The sequence below is a fragment of the Rhizobium sp. SL42 genome (assembly GCF_021729845.1).
Lineage (GTDB): Bacteria > Pseudomonadota > Alphaproteobacteria > Rhizobiales > Rhizobiaceae > Allorhizobium.
The window spans coordinates 1,266,350-1,288,591 of sequence record NZ_CP063397.1 but is presented as its reverse complement, the minus strand read 5'-3'; the positions used below and the strand labels follow the sequence as shown (position 1 = coordinate 1,288,591).

Sequence of the window (22,242 nt, the reverse complement as noted above, 5' to 3'; positions counted from 1 at the left end):
GCCTTTCTTAGCCTTTAAATTCAGGGAAATGCGTCAGGAGCCCACTGATAGCTCGTCGACTTTCAAGCGGAAGCCTCAACCAGCCAGGACGCTCCATCACGTTGCGGTCTCGCAACCACCCCAGCACACCCTCCACCTTGCCCTCGGTCACCGGCTCCTCGGTGATCGACAGGGTGATGGCATTGAGCCGGTATCCGGGACCGAGTATGGCGGCGAGATCGCCGGGACTGACGCGGCGAACGCTGGCCGGGTCGTTGATGTCGTCAAAGGTGACGAGCAGCGGATAATCTTCGGGTGCCAGGCTGCGGGTCTCCGTGATCGCGACCAGTCGGTCGAGCGCCGCGACATAGTCGTTTCGCAAACCGGGCTTGAAGTCCGGCCCGGCAAAAACCTGAACTGCGGTCATGGCCGAGTAGTCCTTCAGCAAGGCAAACAAGTAGTGTCCAGGCTCAAGTTCCAAAACGACGGCTTCGCCTCTCAGGCTGCCGAGACCCGGCCCGCCGCCGCTATCGCCGATCTTGAACCATGTGGGCGTCATGCTCCAGCTTGCTTCGGTAACGGCACTCGCTGCCTGAATGCCTCGAGGGGTCTCTACCTCGATGGTCAGTTTCTGCTTCCAGGACCACCACTTAAAACCGAAAAGCTCTCCCTCATGGTAAGCGTAGACGGTAGTCCCCAAGGACAATACCAAGAGCGTGAGAACACCAACGACAAAGGATCTCATCGCGAAAACCTGCGATCGACAGTTCCGAGGAAGCGCAATGGAAAAAAATCTGGTGCTGGCCACCAAAATCGACCAATTCCGTGTTCCGCAACCTCATCCTGCAGGGCTGGTGCGCACGTTTGTGACGTAACGCTGAGCCTCGTCTTGACAATCGCAAGCGTCAGACTGATTGCTTCACTAGAACCAGTTGGATCTGTCGTGACCCCTGATATCCCCAGCTCTCGCATCACGTGGCCTCCCTCCGCGAATGGAGTAACAGCGTCAATTTATCGTCGGGGACGAGCTAGCCTCGGAGCCTTGCGCACCGGCAGACACCAACTGCTTCAGCACCTCACGATCCACCAGTTGCGCAACAAGCGGATGAATGCTGACCTGCTCACTCTTCGCGACATGATTGAAACTCTTCAGCACCATCGTTGCCATTTCCCGCGTCGGCGCGATCACATCCAGCAGCCAGACCTTCTCGCCGCTCTTCCACTCCGACGGTTTCAGGCGTACCGGGAAAGCACCCGCCTTGATCTGCTCCTTGAGCTTGACCTCAACCTCTTCCGAGACACTGGCCCAGATTGCAATCGCAGCAGGTGCCAGGGCGGCCTTCGGATCCGAATCGCCTGCAGGCTTGGGAGATGCAATGGCAATGCAGTCACGCGCCAGCGGATCAACGACCAGATGAGCCAGGTCGGCGAGCGTTTGGTGCCGGTAGCGAGGCACCGAACTCATGGCCAACACAACCTGACCGAATGAGGAATGGATCGCAGTCTTGATGCCGGCGAGCTTTTCCAATGCTTCCGATGATAGTTCGGTCTTTGCGACTGCCTCGCCAGCGACGTCCGACATAATCCCTCCTTGAAAAATCGTAGATGAAACATTGCGCGAACTATAATAGCCGACACAACCATCGCGAGGATGAGCAATGGGGCATCTGCTGTCAAGCTATTGCCAATCCCGGTCGAACGAACTGTGACATCCGCCACGGCAGCAAGCGTGTCGGATACGTTCCCTGTGCTGGCCCAGTGCGAACACTCGGACCGCGACGTCAATAATGACCTACCATAACCCGCCGGTTTATACGGCCGGCGCGAGCGCGGTCACCCGTTCATCGCTCACCATCCAAGAGATCGGCCAAGAGCCGCAATTCCCGCGTTTTAATCAGCCCGTCCCCAAAACGAAAAGAACCGCATAGAGGTCGGAAATGTGCTGCTGCGACAGGCGCGCCCTGGGAGGAGCAGCGGGCTGAGGCTTTGGACGGTGCAAGGCATGCTAACTTCGCCTCTATGGAAGGGCTAAGGTGCGCCGGGGCGCAGCGCGTCGATAGCACTTCGGTTCATCACCACAACATGTCGTGACCATCGACATATCCTCGGGACACGTCGTCCAAACAAGGATTAAGCGACATGAGACTTCGCCCTTATCTGCCATACGACGGCCTCCCATTAACGTGCGTCAATGTTGACGCAGCCAATTCTCGGCGCAAGGCTCACACGCCTGCTCGATCCATCAGCTCCTTCAGCGCCTCGGGGTACGACATCCGGTTTTGCTCGCAAAAAATCAAAAAACGATTGAAGGTCGTGATCGGCGGCCGGATGTTGAGATTTGCAGACGGCTCCGACGGCTTGCGCCGCGTCAGCTTCTGGATTGGCTCGCGCGCTATGAAACCGTGTCGTTCACCAACCTCGTCGATCCTGGCATCAGGAATCCGCGCTGGCGCCTCCGTATCAGGAGTAATGTTGGCAAGCTTATCGCCAAAACCAAGGTTCTTCCCGCTCATGCCGCAACCCTCGCATCAATGACCAGATTGACCAATTCCTCAGCCAGCCGGAACGCATTATCCCGTGCCGCCGGCAGGCCATTCACATTGCGCGGATCGAGTTCCTCTAGATCCTGCTGGTAGAAGAACATCGCTTTGTAGGCGGACCGCTCATTCAGATGATTCCGAAACATCGGCACCTCGCTTGCCTTCAACTGCGCGGTGATCTGCGTTTCCAGTTTTGACGCGATCGCCGGCGACGTCCGCGTGAACAGCACCCTGTAGGGAATGGCCTTCTCAAACGCCTGCTCTTCCTCACGGATAAGATGGATGGCTCGTGCTGCGAGTTCCGCATCTGGCGGGCTCGCCTGGATCGGGATGATCACGAGCTGCGCCCGAGCGAGCGCACGAGACATCAGCCGGCTGGCGGTTCCTTCCAGATCGACGAACACGAACTGGTACTTCTTGCGGTACTCATCAAGCTTGCTGGTGATCGTGCTCTCAGTGATCCCACCATCCACGATGACAGGGTTCTTAGAATTCCCTGCCCTCCAGCCCTCGATCGCCCTGTTCGGATCACAGTCGAGAATGACGACACTGGCGCCCTGCTGCGCAAGCGACGTGGCAAGCACGAGGGCAGCTGTAGACTTCCCCGCCCCACCCTTGGGGTTTGCTACGGTGATCACTGGCATCTGCAGTCTCCAGTCTGAAACTCATCAAAAGGCATCAACATGCGTCAGAACCCGTTATCATTCTTTATAACGCGTCACAATGCGTCTGCATCAACGTGCGTCAACGTTGGCGAATTTTCCAGTGATATATCCCAGCCGGAGCGGTGCAGTCATGTGAGCTCGTGAGCAGAGGACCGGCCCGATCTGCTTGCCAGGACTGAAACCAAGCAAAACGTCGTGGACTGAGGCCATTACAAACCATCGAAACCGACCCTTACGCGCCAAAAGCACGAAGGTATCGACCTCCGGCGGCCCTCGCCTGGGCCGGCCCCGACGCGACGGCACGCGGCAATGAGCGGGGAAAGATGTCGACCAGATCAGCCAGCGGCCTATCGAGCGCTATAACGCCGTCGCCCGGGCGACAATCGTCCCGCCGGCGAATACCGCGTGCAGGCTGAAGGACGCCGACCACGAGACCTGAACTACCTCATCACATCCCGAGTCCGAGGGTCTTAGTCTGCGTGCGGGTGAGCTCATATCTGCGCGTCAATTCAGCCCTGTCCGCATGCAGACACATTCGGGCAACGTCGCGTAGCCGGGCGATATCCGCCACCGCCTCCGCCATCAACCGCGCCGGCTCGATATCGCGCAGATCACGGCGGCCAAACCGTTTCTCCACGGCCGCTACGACTTGCCTCGCCTCATCGAGCGCCTTCCGGCCCTCCGGCGTCTCAACCAACTTTTCCAGGACCTTTGCCCGCTCGGATCTTTCAGTAGAATCCAGCTGCTTCAGGATCGCCTCGCTCCTTGGCGAAAGCCCTGGTATCTCGATCACGTCCTGCTTCTCGCGCTTCCATAGCTCTGACTGATACGCGTCCGAGACCCGTCTTTCCCAAGAGTTGCTCAGATGCTCTACCTGCATGCCGAGACCGACAGCAGCCCGCCGCGCCCGCTTGCGTTCCACGTCATCACCCAACAACCCTGCCCTGCCCCTGAGCTGCCCGAACTCCTGAGGCGTTCCAGCAATCGCCTGCGCCAAGCCGACGGCGTCAAAGCCCTTCATTTGAACTTCCTTGGCGATTAACCGGACAAAATTCTCAGGATCGGCATAAACGCGAGACGCAACCGATCGCACGCCATCCAGATCCTGCGGCAAATGCCGCCTCGCTTGCTCCTGCGCCACCTCTTCGACGCCGATTGCATAGTGGGTGACCGCTGAAACCAGTGGCTCGATCCTGGCCAGCTGCGCATCTTCCCTATACGCGCTCCCCGTAACCTCAATCTGCCCTGAAACATTGGAGGGCAGACGATCGGCGGGCGAGCGAACGCGCTCACCCAAAGCGCCGTAGTGAGCCGCTGGCCGATCATCGGCCCGGTGCGCCTGCCTGCCGACAAAGATCTGGCTTGGCATTCCAAGGCCCTCCGACAGGCCACGCCTTGCCGCAAAGCTATCGGTGTAGTCGAGCACGCTTTCCTTGGCGCCTGAGCGCCCCATGCTGGTGGCAAGCGCCGCGACGTCCTTCATCTCGTCACGCCCGACATAGAGGTCAACCTGATCACGATGGCGCGTCATCGCCACATAGGTCAGGTGCCGGTCCATCGTACCGGATGCCAACACGAAGGCGCGGTCAACGGTGGCCCCTTGCGACTTGTGGATCGTAGTCGCGTAACCATGATCAAAAGATTGGTAACTATTGACGGGTATTGAAACCAGACGGACCCTACTCGGTCCGGCGCCGTCGAGCCGAATTTGTATTGCGTCCGGCTCGACTGCAACCACTGTCCCCAGCATGCCATTCTTCACACCGAGATCACGGTTGTTTTCCAACAGCACGATCCGATCGTCAGGTGCAAAACACCGCTGGCCAATACTGGTCTGGTAGGCGACCTCCCGGCCCAATGAACCCTGATCTTCCTCACCGCGCGCAAGTTTTCCCTGCTCTTGGAGCCCGGCGCGGATATCAGCATTGATGGCAGCCACATCGACGCGACGATGGGCAAGTGAGATGCGAGAACCGCGTCCCCGTGTCTCAAGATCAGCAAGGTAATCCCTGACCAGCGCGACCCGCGCCTCATCGCGATCGCCAGCAAACCGGACATGACCACGATCGGCATAGGCTGAGAGACCGTCGCCGGTGCGATGCGTGGCAAAGGCAACGGAAGCCTCACACTGCCAATCTTGCTTCTGCCTGCGGATGTCGGAGAGTTCGACAGCTCCGATCCGCTCGGCGATTACCCTGAAGGGAGAGCCAGCTCCAATTGCCTGCAACTGTTCATGGTCACCAACGAGGACAAGTTTTGCACCGCGTGCCTCGACCTCTGCAACGAACTTTCCAAGCTGCCTGCTGGACACCATGCCGGCCTCGTCGATGACGAGCACATCGCCTTTTCCAAGAAGGCCACGGTCACGCTGCCAGCGATGTTCCCAAGACGCCAAGGTGCGCGAGGCAATACCGGAGGACTCTTCCAGCCCCTCTGCCGCCTTTCCGGCAAGGGCGGCCCCATGAACCCTGTACCCCTGTCTCTCCCATGCATCGCGCGCAGCAGCCAACATGGTCGACTTGCCCGCTCCGGCAAAGCCGATCACGGCAGCGATCTGTTCGGGCCCGGTGACATGCCGGATCGCAAGACGCTGCTCATCGCTCAGGCCGCCCACCGGCAACATTAAAAGCGGTTTATCTGTGGATGACGCAGAAGCACTCCGTTCAACTGTCCGCGAGCCCAGGCCTTCTGTCATTGCCCTGATGGCCTCGTCCTGTAGCCTCAGCGCCTGATCGACATGATGTCGGTTAACGCCATGGCCGGAGTGTTGCCCCATGCGGTCGGCACTCGCGGCCATGGCGTGCTCGATCTCCAACATTTCCCGCGTCGTGTAGCGGGCAAGCTCGCTTGTCGTCTCCTTGCGCAATTCCACCAATGCGGATGATGCCATCACCGCGGCAAAGGCGTTCTGGAAGCGTTGCGGTTCGTCGATATAGCGATGCAGCGCTCGCGCCACATCATGGCGGTCGAATACGCTTTTCTCACCGGTAATCAGGGTCAGCACCTGTTCCGGTTTTCGGCGGATCAACTCCTCATTGCGCCGCGCCGCTTCCACATCGATCCGTGTGCGGGAAACGGATCCTCCTCGCCTGTCGATCTCTGAGGCATGCACACCCATATGCTCGGTCGGCTCGATCTCGAGACCGCGTTCCAGATGCGAGCGATGATCAATCCTCACCTCGTGTCCTGCCCGCATCAGTGCCCGGTTGGCATGCGTCTCCCAGGCCTGGCGGATCTCGCGCAGCTGCATCTGTGACGTCGGCAGGTCGTGGTTCAGCAGCCACTTGTTTTCCCGCTCGATAAGGGTCTTCTCCCCCAATCCGTCGGGCCCGACCGTCCGCGTCGTCATCATCACATGGGCATGGATATTGCGGATGTCGCTCTCACCACGCGGCACATGAATGGCGAAGTCGACGGCCGCCCCATGCCGATCGGCGAGGTCATGGGCAAAAGCCCGCACGAGTGCCAGTTGCTGATCGGCATTCAGCTCGTGCGGAAGCGCGATCTCGAACTCCCGCGCCAGCCGCGCATCGCGGCGCTTTTCGGCAAACTCCGCCGCATTCCACAATACCGATCGGTCGAGCGCCCACCTCGCATCGATGCCTTCTGGAAGCACTATTTCAGTATGCACGACGCCGGTCTTTCGGGTGAAGTCATGCACCAACCCGTCCCGCTCATTCACGATCCGGCTGGCAGTTCTGTAGGCGATCGCCGCCACAGCACTTCTGCCGCCGCTGCGAGCCACCGGCTTCATGCTGCAATGGTAGATCGCCATTCGCATCTCCCAAACCTGTCGCTAACGACAGGAGCGCTGAGTAGCCCCGCTACTCGTAAGTGCGCCTTTGTTCATTTCTGTCGCTTTGCTCCCTGCATTCGGGATCAAGCCAGTGGCGATCTCAACTAACAGAAATGGCAGTACCGCGTGCGGATACGCTGTGTAGTCTGGCTCGCACAATCGGGAGAGGAAAATGAGGGAAGCGGAATGGATCGCAAATCGATCGCTCTACGCATTGCGCAACTGGAAGAACGAAAGAAAGCATTGAAGGCGCGGCTCGGCAAACAGGAACGCGCCCAGGACACGAGGCGTAAAATTCTCCTCGGCGCATTGGTTTTGCATCACCTTGAGAATTCCAACGACCAGGATTTCTCACACCGCTTGCTCCACTGGCTGCGCAGGGAACTTCCCGGCTTCCTGGCCCGCGATGGCGACAAGCTCCTGTTCGACGATATTCTCTTGCCCCAAACCCGGGGCGAGGATCGTGGTCAGGCGCAACCGGAATGAAGATCGCTTCAGCGCGACATGCGCAAGAAATGGAAAGTAGCACCGAACCGATGGCGAGCGGCCGAGAGAAACCTTACCAACACACATCATCCAGTTCCGGTGTTGGTCGCACGCCACCCTTGGTATACGGTCACGCAATTGATAGACCCCATTACCAACAGCCCTTCATAGCAGCCAGCCTGCGGATCGTTGCCCGCCCATGATGAAGTCCTCTCTCGATCATATGCCGCTTCGCAAGCAACGCGAGCTTGGCCGCGTCCTGGAGATCCTGCACGAGGAATTCGAGGACGCGCTGAAAGAAGGATCGGCCGAATTCAAGAAACGCGGCAGGATCCTCAAGATCATCCTGTTCGGATCCTATGCCAAGGGCGGATGGGTCGACGAGCCGTTCACCATGAAGGGCTACCGCTCCGACTTCGACCTTCTCGTCATCGTCAACAATCGCAAGCTCTGCGAGTTCGCCGACTACTGGTACAAGGCAGCTGACCGGCTGAACCGCGACGGAGCGATCGAGACGCCGGTGAGTTTCATCGTCCATTCGCTGCGCGAGGTGAACACCTATTTGAAGGAAGGTCAGTACTTCTTCTCGGATATCCGCAAGGAAGGCATCGTGCTCTACGAGCTCGACGACGAACCTCTGGACGAGCCTAGGCCACTCGATCCTGTCGATCGGTTGAAAGTGGCGAACGAGCATTTTGAGCAGCGGTACTTCAACGCGACGCGCGCGCTTGAAACGTCGCAGCTGCAGTTGCAGAAGTCCGAAATGGACGAAAGATGGCGGAAAGACGCCGCCTTCAGCCTCCATCAGTCCCTAGAGCAGGCATACGCCTGCGTTCTGCTGGCCCTGACCAACTACGGCCCGCCCTCTCACAACATCAAATTCCTCCGCTCGCTCGCTGAGAGCCAGGATCGGCGTTTGACGGAGGCTTTTCCACGCGACCAGCACCGCGAACGCGCATGGTTCAACACGCTGAACGAGGCCTATGTGAAGGCACGCTATTCCAAGCATTTCGAGATCAGCGAGGAGGCATTGGTCTGGCTGCACGAGCGTACGGCCGTATTGCTCGATCTCGTCAGAGAAGTATGCGCCGAAAGGCTTCAGATGCTGGCTCGCAGTGCTGAATGAACGATGCCGGTGTGTGGCAAGTGCTCGGGCCTCTAACAGTCTAGATAATGGGCCCGATCTCTGCGTCCTTCGGTGTTCGATAGTCCACCGTTCTTCACCCCCCGGATCAAAGCCGCGCTTGCGCGAGATCCGGGGCAGACAATGAAGAATATCGGAGCTTTCAGCATCGCGGCGACCGCAGGGCGCGAAAGCGGGAATTCTCGTCACGCCAGGGCCGGAACAAGGGAAGCCGCAGGAGCCTGAGCGGAGCGACCCGAAAGGGTCAGGCGGGACCGACTTCACCCGGGCTTGGCGTTCCGCATGGAACGCGCCAGGTAGACGTGCGAGCTTTGTCTTGATGCATGTGCGTTCGCTTGGATCAGCATCAGCAATAGACGTAAAGCTACGAAGCCTCCGCCTTGAACGGATTCGAACCGCCGACCCGCCACTACGTCGGATGCATGTCGGAGGATAACCTAGGAAGATCAAGAATTTAATTTAGCTAGAACGTCCAGCAAGGGGCCGTGTGCAGACTGACCGGTATCGGCGGGGAATTCGAGAAAGATCACATCCGACAGGGACTCATTCCGCGCGGCATTTCGCGCAGGTTCAATCGATACCGGGCTAGAAGTGCAAATCAGCGAGAGCCCTCTTTTATGTGCCTTATTTGTTGGGCTTGCTGGATTTGCTAGGTTTGAGGGACGGTGTATTCCCTGGTGTGGTTTTGTTATCACGGCGGCGCTGATCCGGTTTCCCTGTGGATTTCGCTATCGGCTTTGGTCCTGGTTTAAGTGCCATGAATGCTCTTCCTTTTTGGTTTGAGAAAATAAGCCTGCGCGTACCTTCAGGGTGCACTCAACGGGGGCTTATGCCACAGCAATACTATTTGGCAGTCCACACTACTTCTGGCTGAAGTCAAGGCCCAATGGATACTCAGTGATGCGATCTGGACTATATGTCTACAGGGACGATATATTCAGAGAGGTGGGCCTCGAAATCGGCGGTCGTTATGGTTCGCTCGATCAATTCGATGAAGGAGACCGCCATCAGTTCGGTGTCTGCCTCCGGGTGGATCGTGAGTCCGTTCGCGCCGAGGAATGCAAAGCCGGCGTCAAAGCCAGTCCGCTTGTTTCCTTGCTCGAATGCGTGGGCTGAGGCTATGCCATGCATGTAGGATACCGCCAAGCTGACGGCGTCTGGCTCTTCATAGTCCCAGAGGTTGCGAGGGCGCATCATGGCGCCCTCCAACTTCTCAGGAAAAAGCAGCGCGTGATTTTCACCAAGCGCTGCTGTATGGATGAGGTTGATCTTTACGACGACTTCAGTCGGTAGCCACAGCGGTTCACTTGGCAAGGATTGCATGCACCGTGGGGAAACGTTCAATAGCCTGAGAAATCAGGGCGTCATAGTTCACAGGAACCTGCGACGGGCGCACGTCGAAGGTTTTCCGCGGGGTAGTCGTAGCGGTTGCTTTCAATGCACTCACAGCTTACCTCCTTCCGGTCTAGCCTACGATCGAATTTAATAACACCAAATCCATAGCGCGAATTGACGGGCTCGTCAAATAAACGTCGCCACTGGTGACATGTTCCAGCATAGCGGTAAACGGAACGTGTCTCCTGGTATCTATGTCAGCTCCCAGGAATTCACATTCATGACATCGACGACTGGGGTAACGGTGCAATGCGGTCGCAGAGTGGGTACCCAAAAGTGCTTGGGCTGGGAGGAATAGGCCGCGTCGGTTGCTTAATCATTTTTTGGAATCACGGCTGCCAATCCTTCATCTGCAGTACATTTCCTCCGAGCCTCTGAAACGCCCGCTGGCGACAGGAGAACACGATAATCTGCTGGTCTCGAGACTGCCTGTGGAGTGCGTCGAACATCTTCTCGATGCGGTCGTCGTCCGAATAGACCAGCGCATCATCGAGAATGACAGGTGCAGGCCGGCCATCACGTGCGAGAAGCCGTGCAAAAGCCAGCCGCGTCAGGACGGACAACTGCTCCCGCATTCCACCGCTAAGGCGATCGACATCCTCTTCCTGCCCATTCCGCAGGATGGTGTGGGGTAGAAGCGTCTTGTCGTCGAAGGTGATCGCAACATCGTCGAAGAGCAGTCGAAGCAGCGGTCCGAGCTCAGCCATGACAGGTTTGAGGTAGAGTTCACGAGCCTCGGACCTGGCATTTTCCAACGCGGTTGTCACACGCTGGAGGACAGCGACCTCCTTGTCATATGCAGCCACCCGCGCGTTCGCAGCAGTGAGTGCCTCCGAAGTCTCCCGCCATTTCTCTTCCACGGCCTCTTCGGATTGTGCCCGGATCTCTGCGTTCAGTCCGGCCATGGTCTCCCGCAGCGCATTAATCTCCTTGTCGACCGCAGCTTCGATCGAACGAGCACGCGTCAGTGCCGCCTCGATTGACGCGAGATCGCCGGCATCTTTGCCCAGTTGCAGGGCATGGGCCTCAGCCTCCGAAACCGATTGATCCAGATCGGTGAGCGTGGTCAACAACGAGCGCTCACGCTGAGCACGCGCTTCTTCCGGCCCGAGGATCGCTGCCAATTGCGCCTGCTCGGAAATCAGAGACGCAAGCGTTGTTTCAGCGACGACGAAAGCGTCATCGGCACGAGACTGGTCTGGCTCGACTTCACGCAGGGCGAGGCGTGCCAGCTTGCGGCGTTCTTCGGCTTGTGCCAGTGCCGCCCGAAGCAACGCCGGATCCTCATCCAAGTCGAGCCCCTCAAGGCTGATGGTGTTACCTGCTTCGACTTCCTCTCTCAGTTTCGCCAGGCCCTCTGGAGCAATGAAGGAGAGCCGGTCTTTCAACCGCCGTAAGTCACCATCGGCCTGCTGTGCCCTGGCTTGCCTCTCTCGCGCTGCAGAGAGGCTATCAACGCCCATTGAGGCAAGAAGAGCGGTTCGTACCGCTTCTGCCTGCGCTAGTTGATTATCGTTCCGGCCGGGACGGTTCGAACGCAGGGTGATTGTCCCAATTCCTGCGACGTCAAGACGAGCTTGTCCGTCGTAGGTTCGGTCTTCCCCATCTGCCAAAATCTTGCCGTCGAGCGTCACCGTTCCCGCCGCATCGACCTCGTAATGGATTGAGACTGATGGGCGAGCTGCCTCATCGATAGCACGCAACTTGGCGATTTCGACTTCGCATGCCTGCAGCTCTTCGATGGACTTTGTCGGGATTTGAAGGAGTGCGTATTGAGCCTCACCCTCTTCAATGTTCTGACGGACCTTCTCCGCCTCGGTCAATCGCTGCTTCATGTCAGCCAGGCGCTCGAACGCCTCACGTGCCTTTGTTGCCGCCTCGAAGTGGGTTAGCCGCTCGCGGACCTCCTGCTCCTCAGCCTCCGCGAGATCCACGTTCTCACGTGCCTTTTCGATCGCATCAGTCGCTTCTCGACGCCGCTTGATCGCTTCGGCTCTCTTGCTCTCTGCAGAAGATAGACTGCCCTGGAGAAGGGCTGCCTTTTCCCGAGCTTCATTGAACGCCTTGAATTCCCGCTCTGCTGCGTTTCGCCTTTCGCGGACAAGCTTCAGTTCCGCTTCTGCCGTTTTCAGCTTTTCGTTCTGCGCCTTGGCGGCATCAAACCTGCTCTGGGCTGCCTGAATGGCCGTCCTTCGCTGTTCTCTTTCCGCAGGACTGTCGAGTTCTGTAAGTCGCGCTGCTGCGTTCGCGCGTTGATCCAGCGCTTGGCGCAATCGGGTCACCTCTGCTGCCAGCCGCGCCTCATCGGCGGCAAGCCGATCCCGTTCCTCGATTGCAGCTGCATAGCGACCACCAGCCTTCGGTCTGCCGGTCGCCGTGACCATGTCTGACAGGGCTTCTTTCACGGCCGCAATGATCTCGGCCATCCGACGCCCGCCAGTTACGGCTTCCACCTCGCCCTGGACGGATTCGAGCAGGCTTTGACGAACCTGTTTTTCCCCCTCCTCCTCGGTCCGGCTTCGTTTCTCGATGCCCGTGATGCCTTGGCGGACCCACAGGAGACCCGCAGGCCCGGACGTCCCTCCGCTGATCAGGGTATTGATGAAGTTTTCTGCCTCATCCGCCTGAGCGACTAGACGGCCGGTTCCGAGGTCGACCACTCGGGCCGACCGCCCACCGTAATACTGCTTGGTAATTCGGAAGCTGCCCTCGCCGGTCGTGATATCAGCTTCGACCAACGGGTTCCCACCACTATATGGGCGCAGTCTCTGAACATCGCCCGGGGTGCCGGAATGGGGTTGGAAGAAGAGTGCATGCAGGGCTTCAAAACTCGTCGATTTGCCGAACTCATTGGCGGCGCAAAGCACGTTCACGCCATCTCCAATGCCTTCGATGGCAACGCCGCGACCGGCAAACCGTTTGACGTTGAAAAGGCGAAGGGCGGAGATCTTCATGGCGAAATCGCCTGTGTATAGGAATAGAGGCGCATCAAGGCCGCCCGCGCGATCTCGCGCTCAGATATTGGTCGACGTTCCTCTACAGACTCGGCAAGCAGCGCATTGGCAGCTTCACGCAGAGCGCCGCCGCGATCGATCTGGTCAAGGTCTTCCAGCTCGCATTCTGTGATCAACCCATCCTGATCCAGCTCCAGAAAAGCGAAATCCGGAGCTGCCTTTTCAACGGCGGCGACGAGCTCAGCACGCGCCGCAAGACGAGTGTGCCCTGATGCCACCACCCGGAGCAGCGAGTTCCTCCGTTCTCTTAGAGCCGGGAGCAGGGTATCGAGAGCAGCCTCTGGGGCGTCGCCGTCAAGTAAATGAAGATCGAGGTTACGCCAGGCGAACGTGGCGGTAGGCAACGCCTGAACATTTGGGATGCTCGACCAGCCGGCAATCGTGACCAGAAGAGCCGTACCCGGTGCGCCATGCTTGAAACGGTCAGGCTCAGGGGTCCCGCAATAATGGGTTCGCTGGTCCACACTGACCATGCCATGCCAATCGCCGAGCGCGAGATAGTCAAGCCCTGCGCGTCTTGCTCTGTCTGGTGCAATGACCTCGGACGCGCCCCCCTCTTCTGAAAAGCTGCGAATGGCTCCATGAGCCAGTCCAATCCGTAGCGTTCCATCGGGTGTGGCATGACCATCCATCCATTCCGTCAGGTCTCGGCCGGGGCGACGGGTGGTGCATGGTGCGGGCAACAGGACAACACCGCCTTCCAATTCGATCGGCTGGGGCTCGACCGCGAGTACGACGTTTTCAGGTGCTTCTGCCTTTAGCGTCGTCCAGAGTTGCGAAGCCTGCAGGGAATCATGATTGCCCGGCAAGATTACCCACTTGATCGCGGGATCATGCGCCATCTCAGCGAAAGCCTGCCGTCGCACCTGCGCTGCAGGCGTCTCGGTATCGAAGGTGTCTCCTGCGAGCAGCACCGTTGTCGCGTTTTGCTCGCGGGCGTGTGCAGCCAGCCAGGTGATCGCGTGGTGTCTTGCTTCGCGCAAGCGGCTGGGCAAGTCACCCTCGAAGTTGCCGAAACGCTTTCCAAGATGAAGATCGCTAGAATGGATGAATCGAAACATGACTACTCAGGTGTTTAGATGATTGACGCATGCGACCGCGCCACTGCAATTGCTTCGTCCAGCCTTGCGCGGGAAACGGCGGCGAGGCGCTCGACACCAAGCAACCGAGCCAGATCACGCGCCGGATCTGGCTGATCCAGCAGATCTGGATTGTCGGAGACGACGGAGGCGAGTTCCGCAATCGGTATATCTGCGATCGACCTGCGCGCTTCCTCGCTGGTCGGCTGCCGATAGGGCATGATTTTTGAAACTGTGCCCGCCTTCCATATGAATTCGCCGCTCGACTCCTTGGTCGTGTCATAACCGCGGAGGTGGAGATCTATCCGCTCCCGGATCCGCCCGCCCGTGCGCAACCAGCCATGCGCACGAGATATACGCTGGGCAAGAATGTCTGCGCGCAACGGGCTTTCGGTTTCGATGACTGCCTCGATCATTCGGCGCAGGGTATCGCGATAGCCAAATTCAAAAAACTGATCTGGCTCGGCTCGGAAACTGGAAAGATCGGTGACCGTGTATCCCCGCTCGTTCGAAGTTTTGTCGCCGACCAAGGTGGGAGTGGGTGGCATTTCCGGAGTTTGAGGCTTACTGGACAGTGGCCGCGCCTCCGCAGAAACGCGTTCGGTCTCGAAGGCGCCCGGCGGCAACTCAATGGGCTCAACGGACGTTCTAGCGTCGTCGATACGATCTTCTTCCGTCCCTTCAACATCGTGTCCCATATCCCAGCGGATCACAACGCTTTCCGTTTCTGCGGTACGACGGGCCCGGCTCTCCTCCAACAGGGCCTCCAGGCTGCCATGAAGCCGCTCGGCACAGCCTGTGGCATCGAACCACCAATCGGTCGACCAGACGCGGAGGATGTTCCAGCCGAGACCTCTCAACACCTGTTCACGGACCTTGTCGCGGTCTCTGGCGGTGGCGGATCGGTGATAGGTCGCCCCGTCGCATTCGATGCCAGCGAGGAAGGTGCCAGCTAGGTCTGGGTGGCGGATGCCGAAATCAATCCGGAATCCGGAGACGCCGACCTGCGGCACAATACGCCAGCCGCGCCGTTCCAGTTGCGCTGCCACGGCCTCTTCAAAAGGAGACTCGAGACCGCCGATGGAGCCGATATCGGCAGCCGGCAGGGCGATCGGACCGCGCTCGGCATAGTCGAGGAAAGTCTTGAGGTGATGCACGGCCAGTGCCTTGGTGCGTGTCGGGTCGATCTGGTCGGCCGTGAATCCCGAGAACACGACAAGTTCCTGCCGGGCACGTGTGACTGCGACGTTCAGGCGACGTTCGCCTCCATCGCGGTTCAGCGCACCGAAGTCCATCGTCAGCTTGCCTGCGGTATCCTTCCAGAAGGTGATCGAGAAAAGAATGACGTCACGCTCATCGCCCTGAACGTTCTCCAGGTTCTTGACGATGGTGGGCTCGACCCGCTCTTCGGCAAAAAACCACTCGAGTTCCGGCTCATCGCGGCGCGCGGCATCCAGAAGATCGAGAATCAGAGATTGCTGCTGCGCATTGAAGGTAATCACTCCCAACGTCGGGCGATCGGTTTCGGGCAGCTTCAGCCATGCCTTCATTCGGGAAACTGCTTCTCTTGCGACAGCATCCGCTTCTGGTCGATTGGTGCGGCTCTTGCCCCGGTCATAGACACCAGTTGGGACCTTCCGCAGGTGCACGGCACGGTCTTCGACGACCGGCGACGGAAAAGTCACCAGCCGGTTCTGATAGTAATGATGATTGGAGAAGGCGATCAGGGACTCGCTTCGGCTGCGGTAGTGCCATCGCAGATCGCGCGTTGGGATGCCGGCAGCCTTCGCCTCGTCGAGAATGCTCTCAAGGTCTTTCTCGTGATCAGCGACGTCTTCCTCTTCCTCGTTGCGTCCGAAGAAGTTCGTCGGCGGCAGCTGCTTTGGATCGCCGACGATGATCGTCTGGCGGGCCCGCGCGATGGCCCCCACAGCGTCCCAAGTCGTAATCTGCGACGCCTCATCGAAGATCACAACATCGAACAGCGCTTGGTTCGGTGGCAGATACTGAGCAATCGATAAGGGTGACATCAGCATGCAGGGGGCGAGCTTGGAAAAGCTCTGCGGCATCTTGCTGATCATATCCCGTATGGACTGGCTCGGTCGCTGCAACTCCATCTGATAGCGCAGCAGCCCAAGCTCCGAATTACGTGGAACGCTCTGCACGGGCGGCAATCCGTGGGCGATCGCACTGATGACGCGCGATGTCGCGTGTGAGCGCACGAGATCGTCGATGTCGCGAAATTCACTGATCGCGTTCTCGTGCTGGAAACGCCTAAAGTTTCGCAAAACCGGGTCGGCGTCGAGGACCTTTGCAAGCCACCACCTGGCATAGCCCAGGCGAAACGCAGCCCGTGTTTCATCAGGTCGGATTGCGCCTGTTTCGAGCTGTTCGACCAGCGATGACAGATTCGCCTGCACGGCCTGATTTCTGATCCGGCACCAGGCTGACCAATCACGAAGCAGATGCCTTGCGCCGATAAGGGCATCGAGTTTGTCCCTCAACGTCGCGAGGTCGGCACCATCCTTCCCAAAAAGACTGTCGCGCCCGGCGATCGTGCTGAAGCGCCTTTGCGCCTCCTTCATACCGTCGACCGCCGCCAGCAACCTGTCGCCTGCATGCCGGACCACATCGTCTTGAACCACCGCACGAAGACACGGCGCAAGAGCGCGGAGCGTCGTCCGGGTCTCGTCCTGATCGCGGCCCGGTAACGGGATTATCGCACGAAGCTCCCGCGCAATGTCCAGCACTGCCGCAACGGCTCCAACATCTGTCGCCAGACCATCGACCGGTAGAGGCTTGCCGTTCAAGAGATTCTGATCGATCGCCGAAAGGCAATCCTTCATGCGCCGCAAAAGGGGAAGATCCCGTTCCGGATCCACGGAGCCCTGCTCAGCATAGCTCTGTAGGAGCTTCTGAACCTTGCGCTTGCCCAGCATCGCATTCGGCCAGAATGAAGCACTGGCCTCACGCCACTGGCGATCCAGGACGTCAACCTCGAGGTCGCGGACTGCGGAGGAACTGTAAGAAGCAGCAGCCTCGCGCTCTGCTTCGCGATAGGCACTGATGGAGCTGGCGAGACTTTCTAGCGCTTCCGCGCATCGGGGAAAATCCCGATCAAAAACGATAGATACGTCATGGCCGCGCGATTTCTGCAGCACCCCTGCCAAGCTTAACAGTGCCTGCAGCTCAATTCGTGACAGCCGCTCCTGAGGTTTGAGGCCGAGGCGGGCGACAAATCCATTCGCCGACTCAACCAACAGTTCAATCGCATTCAGCAGCGACTGTGCTGCCGCCATCACGCCATCCTGCCAGCCGGAACTCCATTCGTTGACATTGATGAGGTCGAGTGCCGGCTGACGTTCGACCGAACCGAAGACGAGACCGAGTTCGTTGGCGAGATCTTCGAGCTCGCGTAACGTCTGTGAGTCATGTGCGTCACGTTCCAACCATGACAAGCCTGGTGCCGGTGCCTCCGCGGCCTTGAGGGCGATCCCTAACGCCAGATAGGGCGTCCATCCGTTTGAGTAGCGTTTGTGTAGTGCGCCGACATAGGCATTCAGCTCGTCGCGACGCAACCGAAGGCGCTCGTTGATCGCGATCCATTCAGACGCATCATTCCGTCCACCATGTTCCCAGGCCGCTTTCAGCTGACCAAGGAAATGGCGGCGATCTGCCTTGTTCGAGTGCAGTTCGACGCAATGATCTCCAAGACCATGTGTTCGCAAGCGGCGATAAACTACATCGAGCGCGGCCGTCTTTTCAGCGACGAACAGCACCGTCTTTCCAACGGCAAGACAGTTGGCGATCATGTTGGCGATCGTCTGGCTCTTGCCCGTGCCGGGCGGGCCAACGATGACAAAATCCCGCCCTTCGGCTGCGGCCAAGCTCGCCGCCGTTTGCGACGAGTCTGATGGAAGAAGACAGATGATGTCCGCTGGCGCATAAGCCTGATCGAGCTCGCGCTCGTCGCGGAACGTCGTTTCTCCGCTTCCTTCATGAAAGGCCTGCTCAGGCGTATCGATCAAGTGCCGAACGACCCTGTTCTCGCGCAAGGCGTCGGTGCGTTCGACGAGATCCTTCCACATCAGGAATTTTGCGAAGGAGAAGGTCGACAGGGCCGTTTCGTCCACAACCTCCATCCCCGGAACATCGCGGATTGCCTGGCGCATCAATGCGAGGACGCGCGGCACGTCTATCCCATTGTCGTCGAGCGGCAGGTCGCCGTTGAATTGCGGGAGGGACAGGTCAAAATCCCGTTCCAGAAACTGAAGAAGAGTCGCATTGAAACGCGGCTCATCTTCATGGAAGCGGATGGTGAAGCGTGAACTGGCGCTGCGGCGCTCAAGTTTGACGGGGACAAGTAGAAGCGGCGCACGATAGCTGCGCTCGTCTTCCGGCTTCTTCTTCCACCTGAGGAATCCGACCGCCAGAAAAAGAGTGTTGGCGCCACCCTCAGCATAATCGTTGCGAACCTGCCGGTAGAGATCGATCAACCGAGCTTCGAGCTGGCGCGCGTCGAGTGTTGAGGGCAACTCGTCCCGAAGCAATGCTTCCGCCGCGAAGCCACGTTGGAGATCCCGGCCATGGACATCCCGATAAAGTGCTGCATCCCGTTCACCGAGCGGGTTCTGCTCAGGCAAGGATATGATGCGTATTGCTGCGCCGTTCGCCAGCCGATCTTCGAGATAGGCCACGTCCGTGCAGAGAAATGGGATCGTTTTCTTCGAATCCGGGAAATTGAGAAGTCGATTGCGAAGCGTCAGATCGAGCAGTTTTTTCTGCCATCTATCGATGCGACCGGCAGCGTTGGTTGGTTTTACCTCAACGGTTTCAGCAGGCATCTCAGCAAAACTGGGGGCGGAGGGAAGCGGCAAGTCGGCCACAAGGGCCGAGTCATCCTCCTGAACATTGCGGCGGATAGGCTCATGTGAGGCAAGCGGCATGATACCGCCGCTACGCGATCGCCTGACATCAATAGCGGCCACAAAAGCATGGGCCTCGTCCACTCCAAGCCGGCCGTCCAGTGCTCGAAGCGCGCTTTCGAAGGTCATGGCAGGCCGATGTGTCACGCCGGTCGTTTCAAAGACGATCAACTCGCGCGATGACAATGCCTTGCGAACCTCCATCTGGTCCGGTTCTACGGCATGAGCGAAGGTTCTCTTCGCAAGCCACACACCAACGGCAGCATGCTCCTCAAACATCAAGATCACGGGATTCAACCCAGCGGCTTCCAAGCCGGCGGCGAAAAGAAGCGTGGTATCGAGGCAGGTGGCGAGCCGCTCCTCAGCGACCGTGCTCGGACGCCGGATCTTTTGGCCGCGATTCTCGAAGCTTGCAGGCGGCTCTGCATAGTGCAACCCGATCCCTGCAATCGCTGAGTAGACTGCCGCAGCCAGCATATAGGCGCGCTGGGGATTGTTTGACTGGTACCCATCCAGTCCACCTGAATGGCCATGAGCATTGAGCCTTTCCGCAGCCATTCGCAGAACGGCGGCCACACCGGGATCGTTGGGCATGACAAAGGCCGGGAGCAACTGCACCATGTCAGCAACGCCTCCCCATTCGTCACGCGCTAGGAGTCTGACGGGAAGGCGCCGCTCGTCCAGAGCTTGTCCGCCAGACGACATGCGGAGAGTGATCTCACCGCGCTCTGCTTCATTTAGTCCTGAAAGATATCCTGGATCGAACTCCACTTTTCGATCTGCGAGCACAAGCCGATCCCCCGGCACCAGGCGATCAACGATCCATGACTTCGGCCGCAGGAAAGCTGGCGCCGCCGTCAGCTCGATACGGCAGTTCTCGAAGTGTCTGTCCGTATTGTTCTCGACCGAGATCGATCGGATGACCGGGATTGCGTTCTGGTAGGACGCATAGGTGAAGCATGCGGCAATATCGGCAACAATGGCAGGATTGTCGGGCTTACTGACCTGTTGGTTCTCCGTGCCACTCATTTCTGAAAACTGCATCGTCATGTCCCCCTAGCGGGAGATTAGCGACGTTTCTCAACTTTAAGAAGACTAATATCAGGACCAGAATAACTTTTTAAATAGTTTTGCCCGCCACTGCGGCACTTGGGTTCTGTGCACTAACGCTTTCAGTCCGCGCTCGTGGAGCAAACGAATAAAGAAGCGGCAAACAGTATCCCCGTGAAAGAAGACGAACCGGTTGCCCGGCTATTTCACAATCATTTGCAGTTGATGGGAATGGAACCGGCGATCCGCTGCTTGGATCCACTAAGAGTTTGAAAATTCGTTTGACTTCGTCCGCGAGGACGACTGCGGCGCACCCCCTATTTATGTGCGTGACTTCGCTGCGGTCGATCGAGCACGTGATCTGCCGCAAACTCTTTAGATCACTTCAGGCATATTGCGCATGCTCGGTCTAACCCACGCGGTTCAAACAAAAACGGAGCCGAAAGACTGAAGCCACAGCAATGAGCTACATCTGCACCATTAGTGGAGCGAATTTCCTGTAGACCGCATCGTAATCCGAGGCGCGTAGGACTGAGCGGTTGTCGCTGAAAGTGATGATGTCGGCGTTTTGGGGCTTGTTTTCATGCAACGATATGGTGCCGATGATTGTCTGCCCGCCGTTCGGCCGCTCGGCAATTACCTGTTTGATGATTGCCGGAGCGTTGCTCATGTCCTGTTCCTGCTGCACGGGACTGTCGATCACAAGCGGCGCAGTGAATGAGGATGTGAACTTCTCGATGGTGTCGGCCAGCGCTAGGACGTAGGACAGCAATAGCCGGGGCTGCTCGCTGCCGGTCTCGACCATGTTGCCGGCTATTTTGGTGACTGCGTCGTTGTCGGCGTCCTGCACGTTGAGGTTCCTCATATAAGTTCCCATCAGCCCGGCATAATAGTTGTCGATCCGCTCGCGCCGCGCAGGGTCGTTGAGTTTTTTGATCTCATCCTCGGCGTCCGAGATTGCCGCGACCTTCTCCCCAATCTGTGCTTCGAGTTCCGCGACTTGATCCTCGAAGACGGCGAAGGCAGCAGCGCGACCACGCGCCTCGATAACGTCTTCGAGCGTCAGCTCTCCGCGCTTTTCCTCAAGTGCCATCTGCATTTCGGAAATTGTGCTATCGGCATCACGGATCAGCTTCTGGACCTCGGTTACCTTGCGGGCAAGATCCCGTCGTTTCTGCTGAGCGCCATCGAGGAACTGGAAGCACTCCTCGCGGTCGGCGAGGATGGCAAAGCGGTTCCGGAAGTCGTTGGCGTGCACTACTCCACAGGTAGGGCACATTATTTCATCGACCTGCTGCTCGGCAGCCCAGGCGGCGTCGAGCGCTAGCTCATCTGCCGACGCCTGCACCATCGCGATCTGCTGGTCGAGATTGGACCGCTGGTCCAGAACGTCTGCCAACTCAACCGCACGCGCCTGACGGATTGCCAACAGCGACCGCATGCTGACGAGGAGGTCGTTCACTGCTTTCTCGTGCTCGACGGCTGTGAGTTCCAGTCCTGAGAACCCCGGCTGCAATTTGAGCTTGTCGCGTGCCTTGCAAACGACCGCTCGATCCTGCTCGATAACAGCCTTTTCGATTTCGAGCTTCTTCTTCCTGGCGACCAGCTCATAGTGCTCATTCGGCCGGATGCCCGAGTGGAACTCGATGACGGACTGTCGAAAGCGAGAATACTGGGTGAGCCGATCGAACGATGCCAGAGGCTTCTGCCATCCAGCATCTTGATCCACGTAGAACGGTAGGAAGGCATAGGCTGGAGGAGGCGTCTCGGGCTCGCCATGACGATTGGAAAGAACGAGTTTAAAGTCGAGGAGCTTGGCGATGAATGGTCCAAGCTCGCTTGTGAAGGAAGTCGTCGAGAGGAGCAGTTTGTCGCTGGAATCGAATATCGCAACGTTGTTGCCCGTCCGCAGCGCTTGGTATCTCGTGCCATCGACCGTGAAAGTGAGTAACCCCTTGACGTTCACACCCTTCCATTTGGGATGGACAACCGCCGGGGTGGCTCCGAGCGTCCAGTAGATACACTTTATGAGCGACGACTTACCGACGCGGTTTTTTCCCGTTATCACCGTTAGCCGTGGATGAAACTTTACCTTCCTCGCCCTCTTTTCGGTGAGCGATAGCAACTCCAGACTTTCGAATATCAAGTTTTTCATCGTTCTTTTTTCTG

At 58.4% G+C, this 22,242-nt stretch carries 12 protein-coding genes; 2 read left to right on the top strand and 10 right to left on the bottom strand.

From position 1 onward, the window contains the following. Window positions 1–7: 7 nt before the first annotated feature. From IM739_RS06000 to traA, 5 genes are all read right to left on the bottom strand, one after another. On the bottom strand, window positions 8–724 hold the full coding sequence (locus IM739_RS06000) for a hypothetical protein (RefSeq protein ID WP_237370286.1): 717 nt from the start codon (window positions 722–724) through the stop codon (window positions 8–10). A gap of 261 nt (window positions 725–985) precedes the next feature. Beyond that, window positions 986–1,561: a toxin-activating lysine-acyltransferase gene (locus tag IM739_RS05995; RefSeq protein WP_237370285.1), complete on the bottom strand. Its 576-nt coding sequence runs from the start codon at window positions 1,559–1,561 to the stop codon at window positions 986–988. 640 nt (window positions 1,562–2,201) lie between these two features. Continuing rightward, on the bottom strand, window positions 2,202–2,492 hold the full coding sequence (locus IM739_RS05990) for a hypothetical protein (protein WP_237370284.1): 291 nt from the start codon (window positions 2,490–2,492) through the stop codon (window positions 2,202–2,204). After that, window positions 2,489–3,163 (bottom strand): ParA family protein, encoded by a 675-nt coding sequence (locus IM739_RS05985; RefSeq protein ID WP_237370283.1) that lies wholly within the window; start codon window positions 3,161–3,163, stop codon window positions 2,489–2,491. The genes IM739_RS05990 and IM739_RS05985 overlap by 4 nt, the downstream gene beginning before the upstream one ends. Before the next feature lie 469 nt (window positions 3,164–3,632). After that, window positions 3,633–6,959 (bottom strand): Ti-type conjugative transfer relaxase TraA, encoded by a 3,327-nt coding sequence (gene traA / locus IM739_RS05980; protein WP_237370282.1) that lies wholly within the window; start codon window positions 6,957–6,959, stop codon window positions 3,633–3,635. A gap of 207 nt (window positions 6,960–7,166) precedes the next feature. Between traA and IM739_RS05975 the strand changes: the two genes are divergently transcribed. Continuing rightward, the gene (locus tag IM739_RS05975; protein WP_237370281.1) at window positions 7,167–7,466 is read left to right on the top strand and encodes a mobilization protein; all 300 of its coding nucleotides are present in this window, start codon (window positions 7,167–7,169) and stop codon (window positions 7,464–7,466) included. A gap of 199 nt (window positions 7,467–7,665) precedes the next feature. Further along, window positions 7,666–8,592: a nucleotidyltransferase and HEPN domain-containing protein gene (locus IM739_RS05970; RefSeq protein ID WP_336886406.1), complete on the top strand. Its 927-nt coding sequence runs from the start codon at window positions 7,666–7,668 to the stop codon at window positions 8,590–8,592. 930 nt (window positions 8,593–9,522) lie between these two features. On the opposite strand, the gene IM739_RS05965 is transcribed toward IM739_RS05970, so the two are convergent. The 5 genes from IM739_RS05965 to IM739_RS05945 all read right to left on the bottom strand — a co-directional run bounded on the left by IM739_RS05965 (window position 9,523) and on the right by IM739_RS05945 (window position 22,228). Next, window positions 9,523–9,933, bottom strand: a complete 411-nt coding sequence (locus IM739_RS05965; RefSeq protein ID WP_237370280.1) for a type II toxin-antitoxin system death-on-curing family toxin — start codon at window positions 9,931–9,933, stop codon at window positions 9,523–9,525. Between the two features lie 401 nt (window positions 9,934–10,334). After that, window positions 10,335–12,959 (bottom strand): AAA family ATPase, encoded by a 2,625-nt coding sequence (locus tag IM739_RS05960; protein WP_237370279.1) that lies wholly within the window; start codon window positions 12,957–12,959, stop codon window positions 10,335–10,337. Further along, window positions 12,956–14,080 (bottom strand): metallophosphoesterase family protein, encoded by a 1,125-nt coding sequence (locus IM739_RS05955; RefSeq protein WP_237370278.1) that lies wholly within the window; start codon window positions 14,078–14,080, stop codon window positions 12,956–12,958. Before IM739_RS05955 ends, IM739_RS05960 begins: the two co-directional genes overlap by 4 nt. A gap of 14 nt (window positions 14,081–14,094) precedes the next feature. Next, window positions 14,095–20,067 (bottom strand): DUF3320 domain-containing protein, encoded by a 5,973-nt coding sequence (locus IM739_RS05950; RefSeq protein ID WP_237370987.1) that lies wholly within the window; start codon window positions 20,065–20,067, stop codon window positions 14,095–14,097. Between the two features lie 472 nt (window positions 20,068–20,539). Beyond that, entirely contained in the window at window positions 20,540–22,228 is a 1,689-nt protein-coding gene (locus IM739_RS05945; RefSeq protein ID WP_237370277.1) for a hypothetical protein, read from the bottom strand. Window positions 22,229–22,242: the final 14 nt, after the last annotated feature.

Excerpts from the sequence above, each read along its gene's own strand:
- IM739_RS06000 (WP_237370286.1), bottom strand. The coding sequence starts at position 724 with ATGAGATCCTTTGTCGTTGGTGTTCTCACGCTCTTGGTATTGTCCTTG.
- traA (WP_237370282.1), bottom strand. The coding sequence starts at position 6,959 with ATGGCGATCTACCATTGCAGCATGAAGCCGGTGGCTCGCAGCGGCGGC.
- IM739_RS05945 (WP_237370277.1), bottom strand. The coding sequence starts at position 22,228 with ATGAAAAACTTGATATTCGAAAGTCTGGAGTTGCTATCGCTCACCGAA.
- IM739_RS05965 (WP_237370280.1), bottom strand. The coding sequence starts at position 9,933 with ATGCAATCCTTGCCAAGTGAACCGCTGTGGCTACCGACTGAAGTCGTC.
- IM739_RS05970 (WP_336886406.1), top strand. The coding sequence starts at position 7,666 with ATGATGAAGTCCTCTCTCGATCATATGCCGCTTCGCAAGCAACGCGAG.
- IM739_RS05985 (WP_237370283.1), bottom strand. The coding sequence starts at position 3,163 with ATGCCAGTGATCACCGTAGCAAACCCCAAGGGTGGGGCGGGGAAGTCT.
- IM739_RS05950 (WP_237370987.1), bottom strand. The coding sequence starts at position 20,067 with ATGCAGTTTTCAGAAATGAGTGGCACGGAGAACCAACAGGTCAGTAAG.
- IM739_RS05995 (WP_237370285.1), bottom strand. The coding sequence starts at position 1,561 with ATGTCGGACGTCGCTGGCGAGGCAGTCGCAAAGACCGAACTATCATCG.
- IM739_RS05975 (WP_237370281.1), top strand. The coding sequence starts at position 7,167 with ATGGATCGCAAATCGATCGCTCTACGCATTGCGCAACTGGAAGAACGA.
- IM739_RS05955 (WP_237370278.1), bottom strand. The coding sequence starts at position 14,080 with ATGTTTCGATTCATCCATTCTAGCGATCTTCATCTTGGAAAGCGTTTC.
- IM739_RS05990 (WP_237370284.1), bottom strand. The coding sequence starts at position 2,492 with ATGAGCGGGAAGAACCTTGGTTTTGGCGATAAGCTTGCCAACATTACT.
- IM739_RS05960 (WP_237370279.1), bottom strand. The coding sequence starts at position 12,959 with ATGAAGATCTCCGCCCTTCGCCTTTTCAACGTCAAACGGTTTGCCGGT.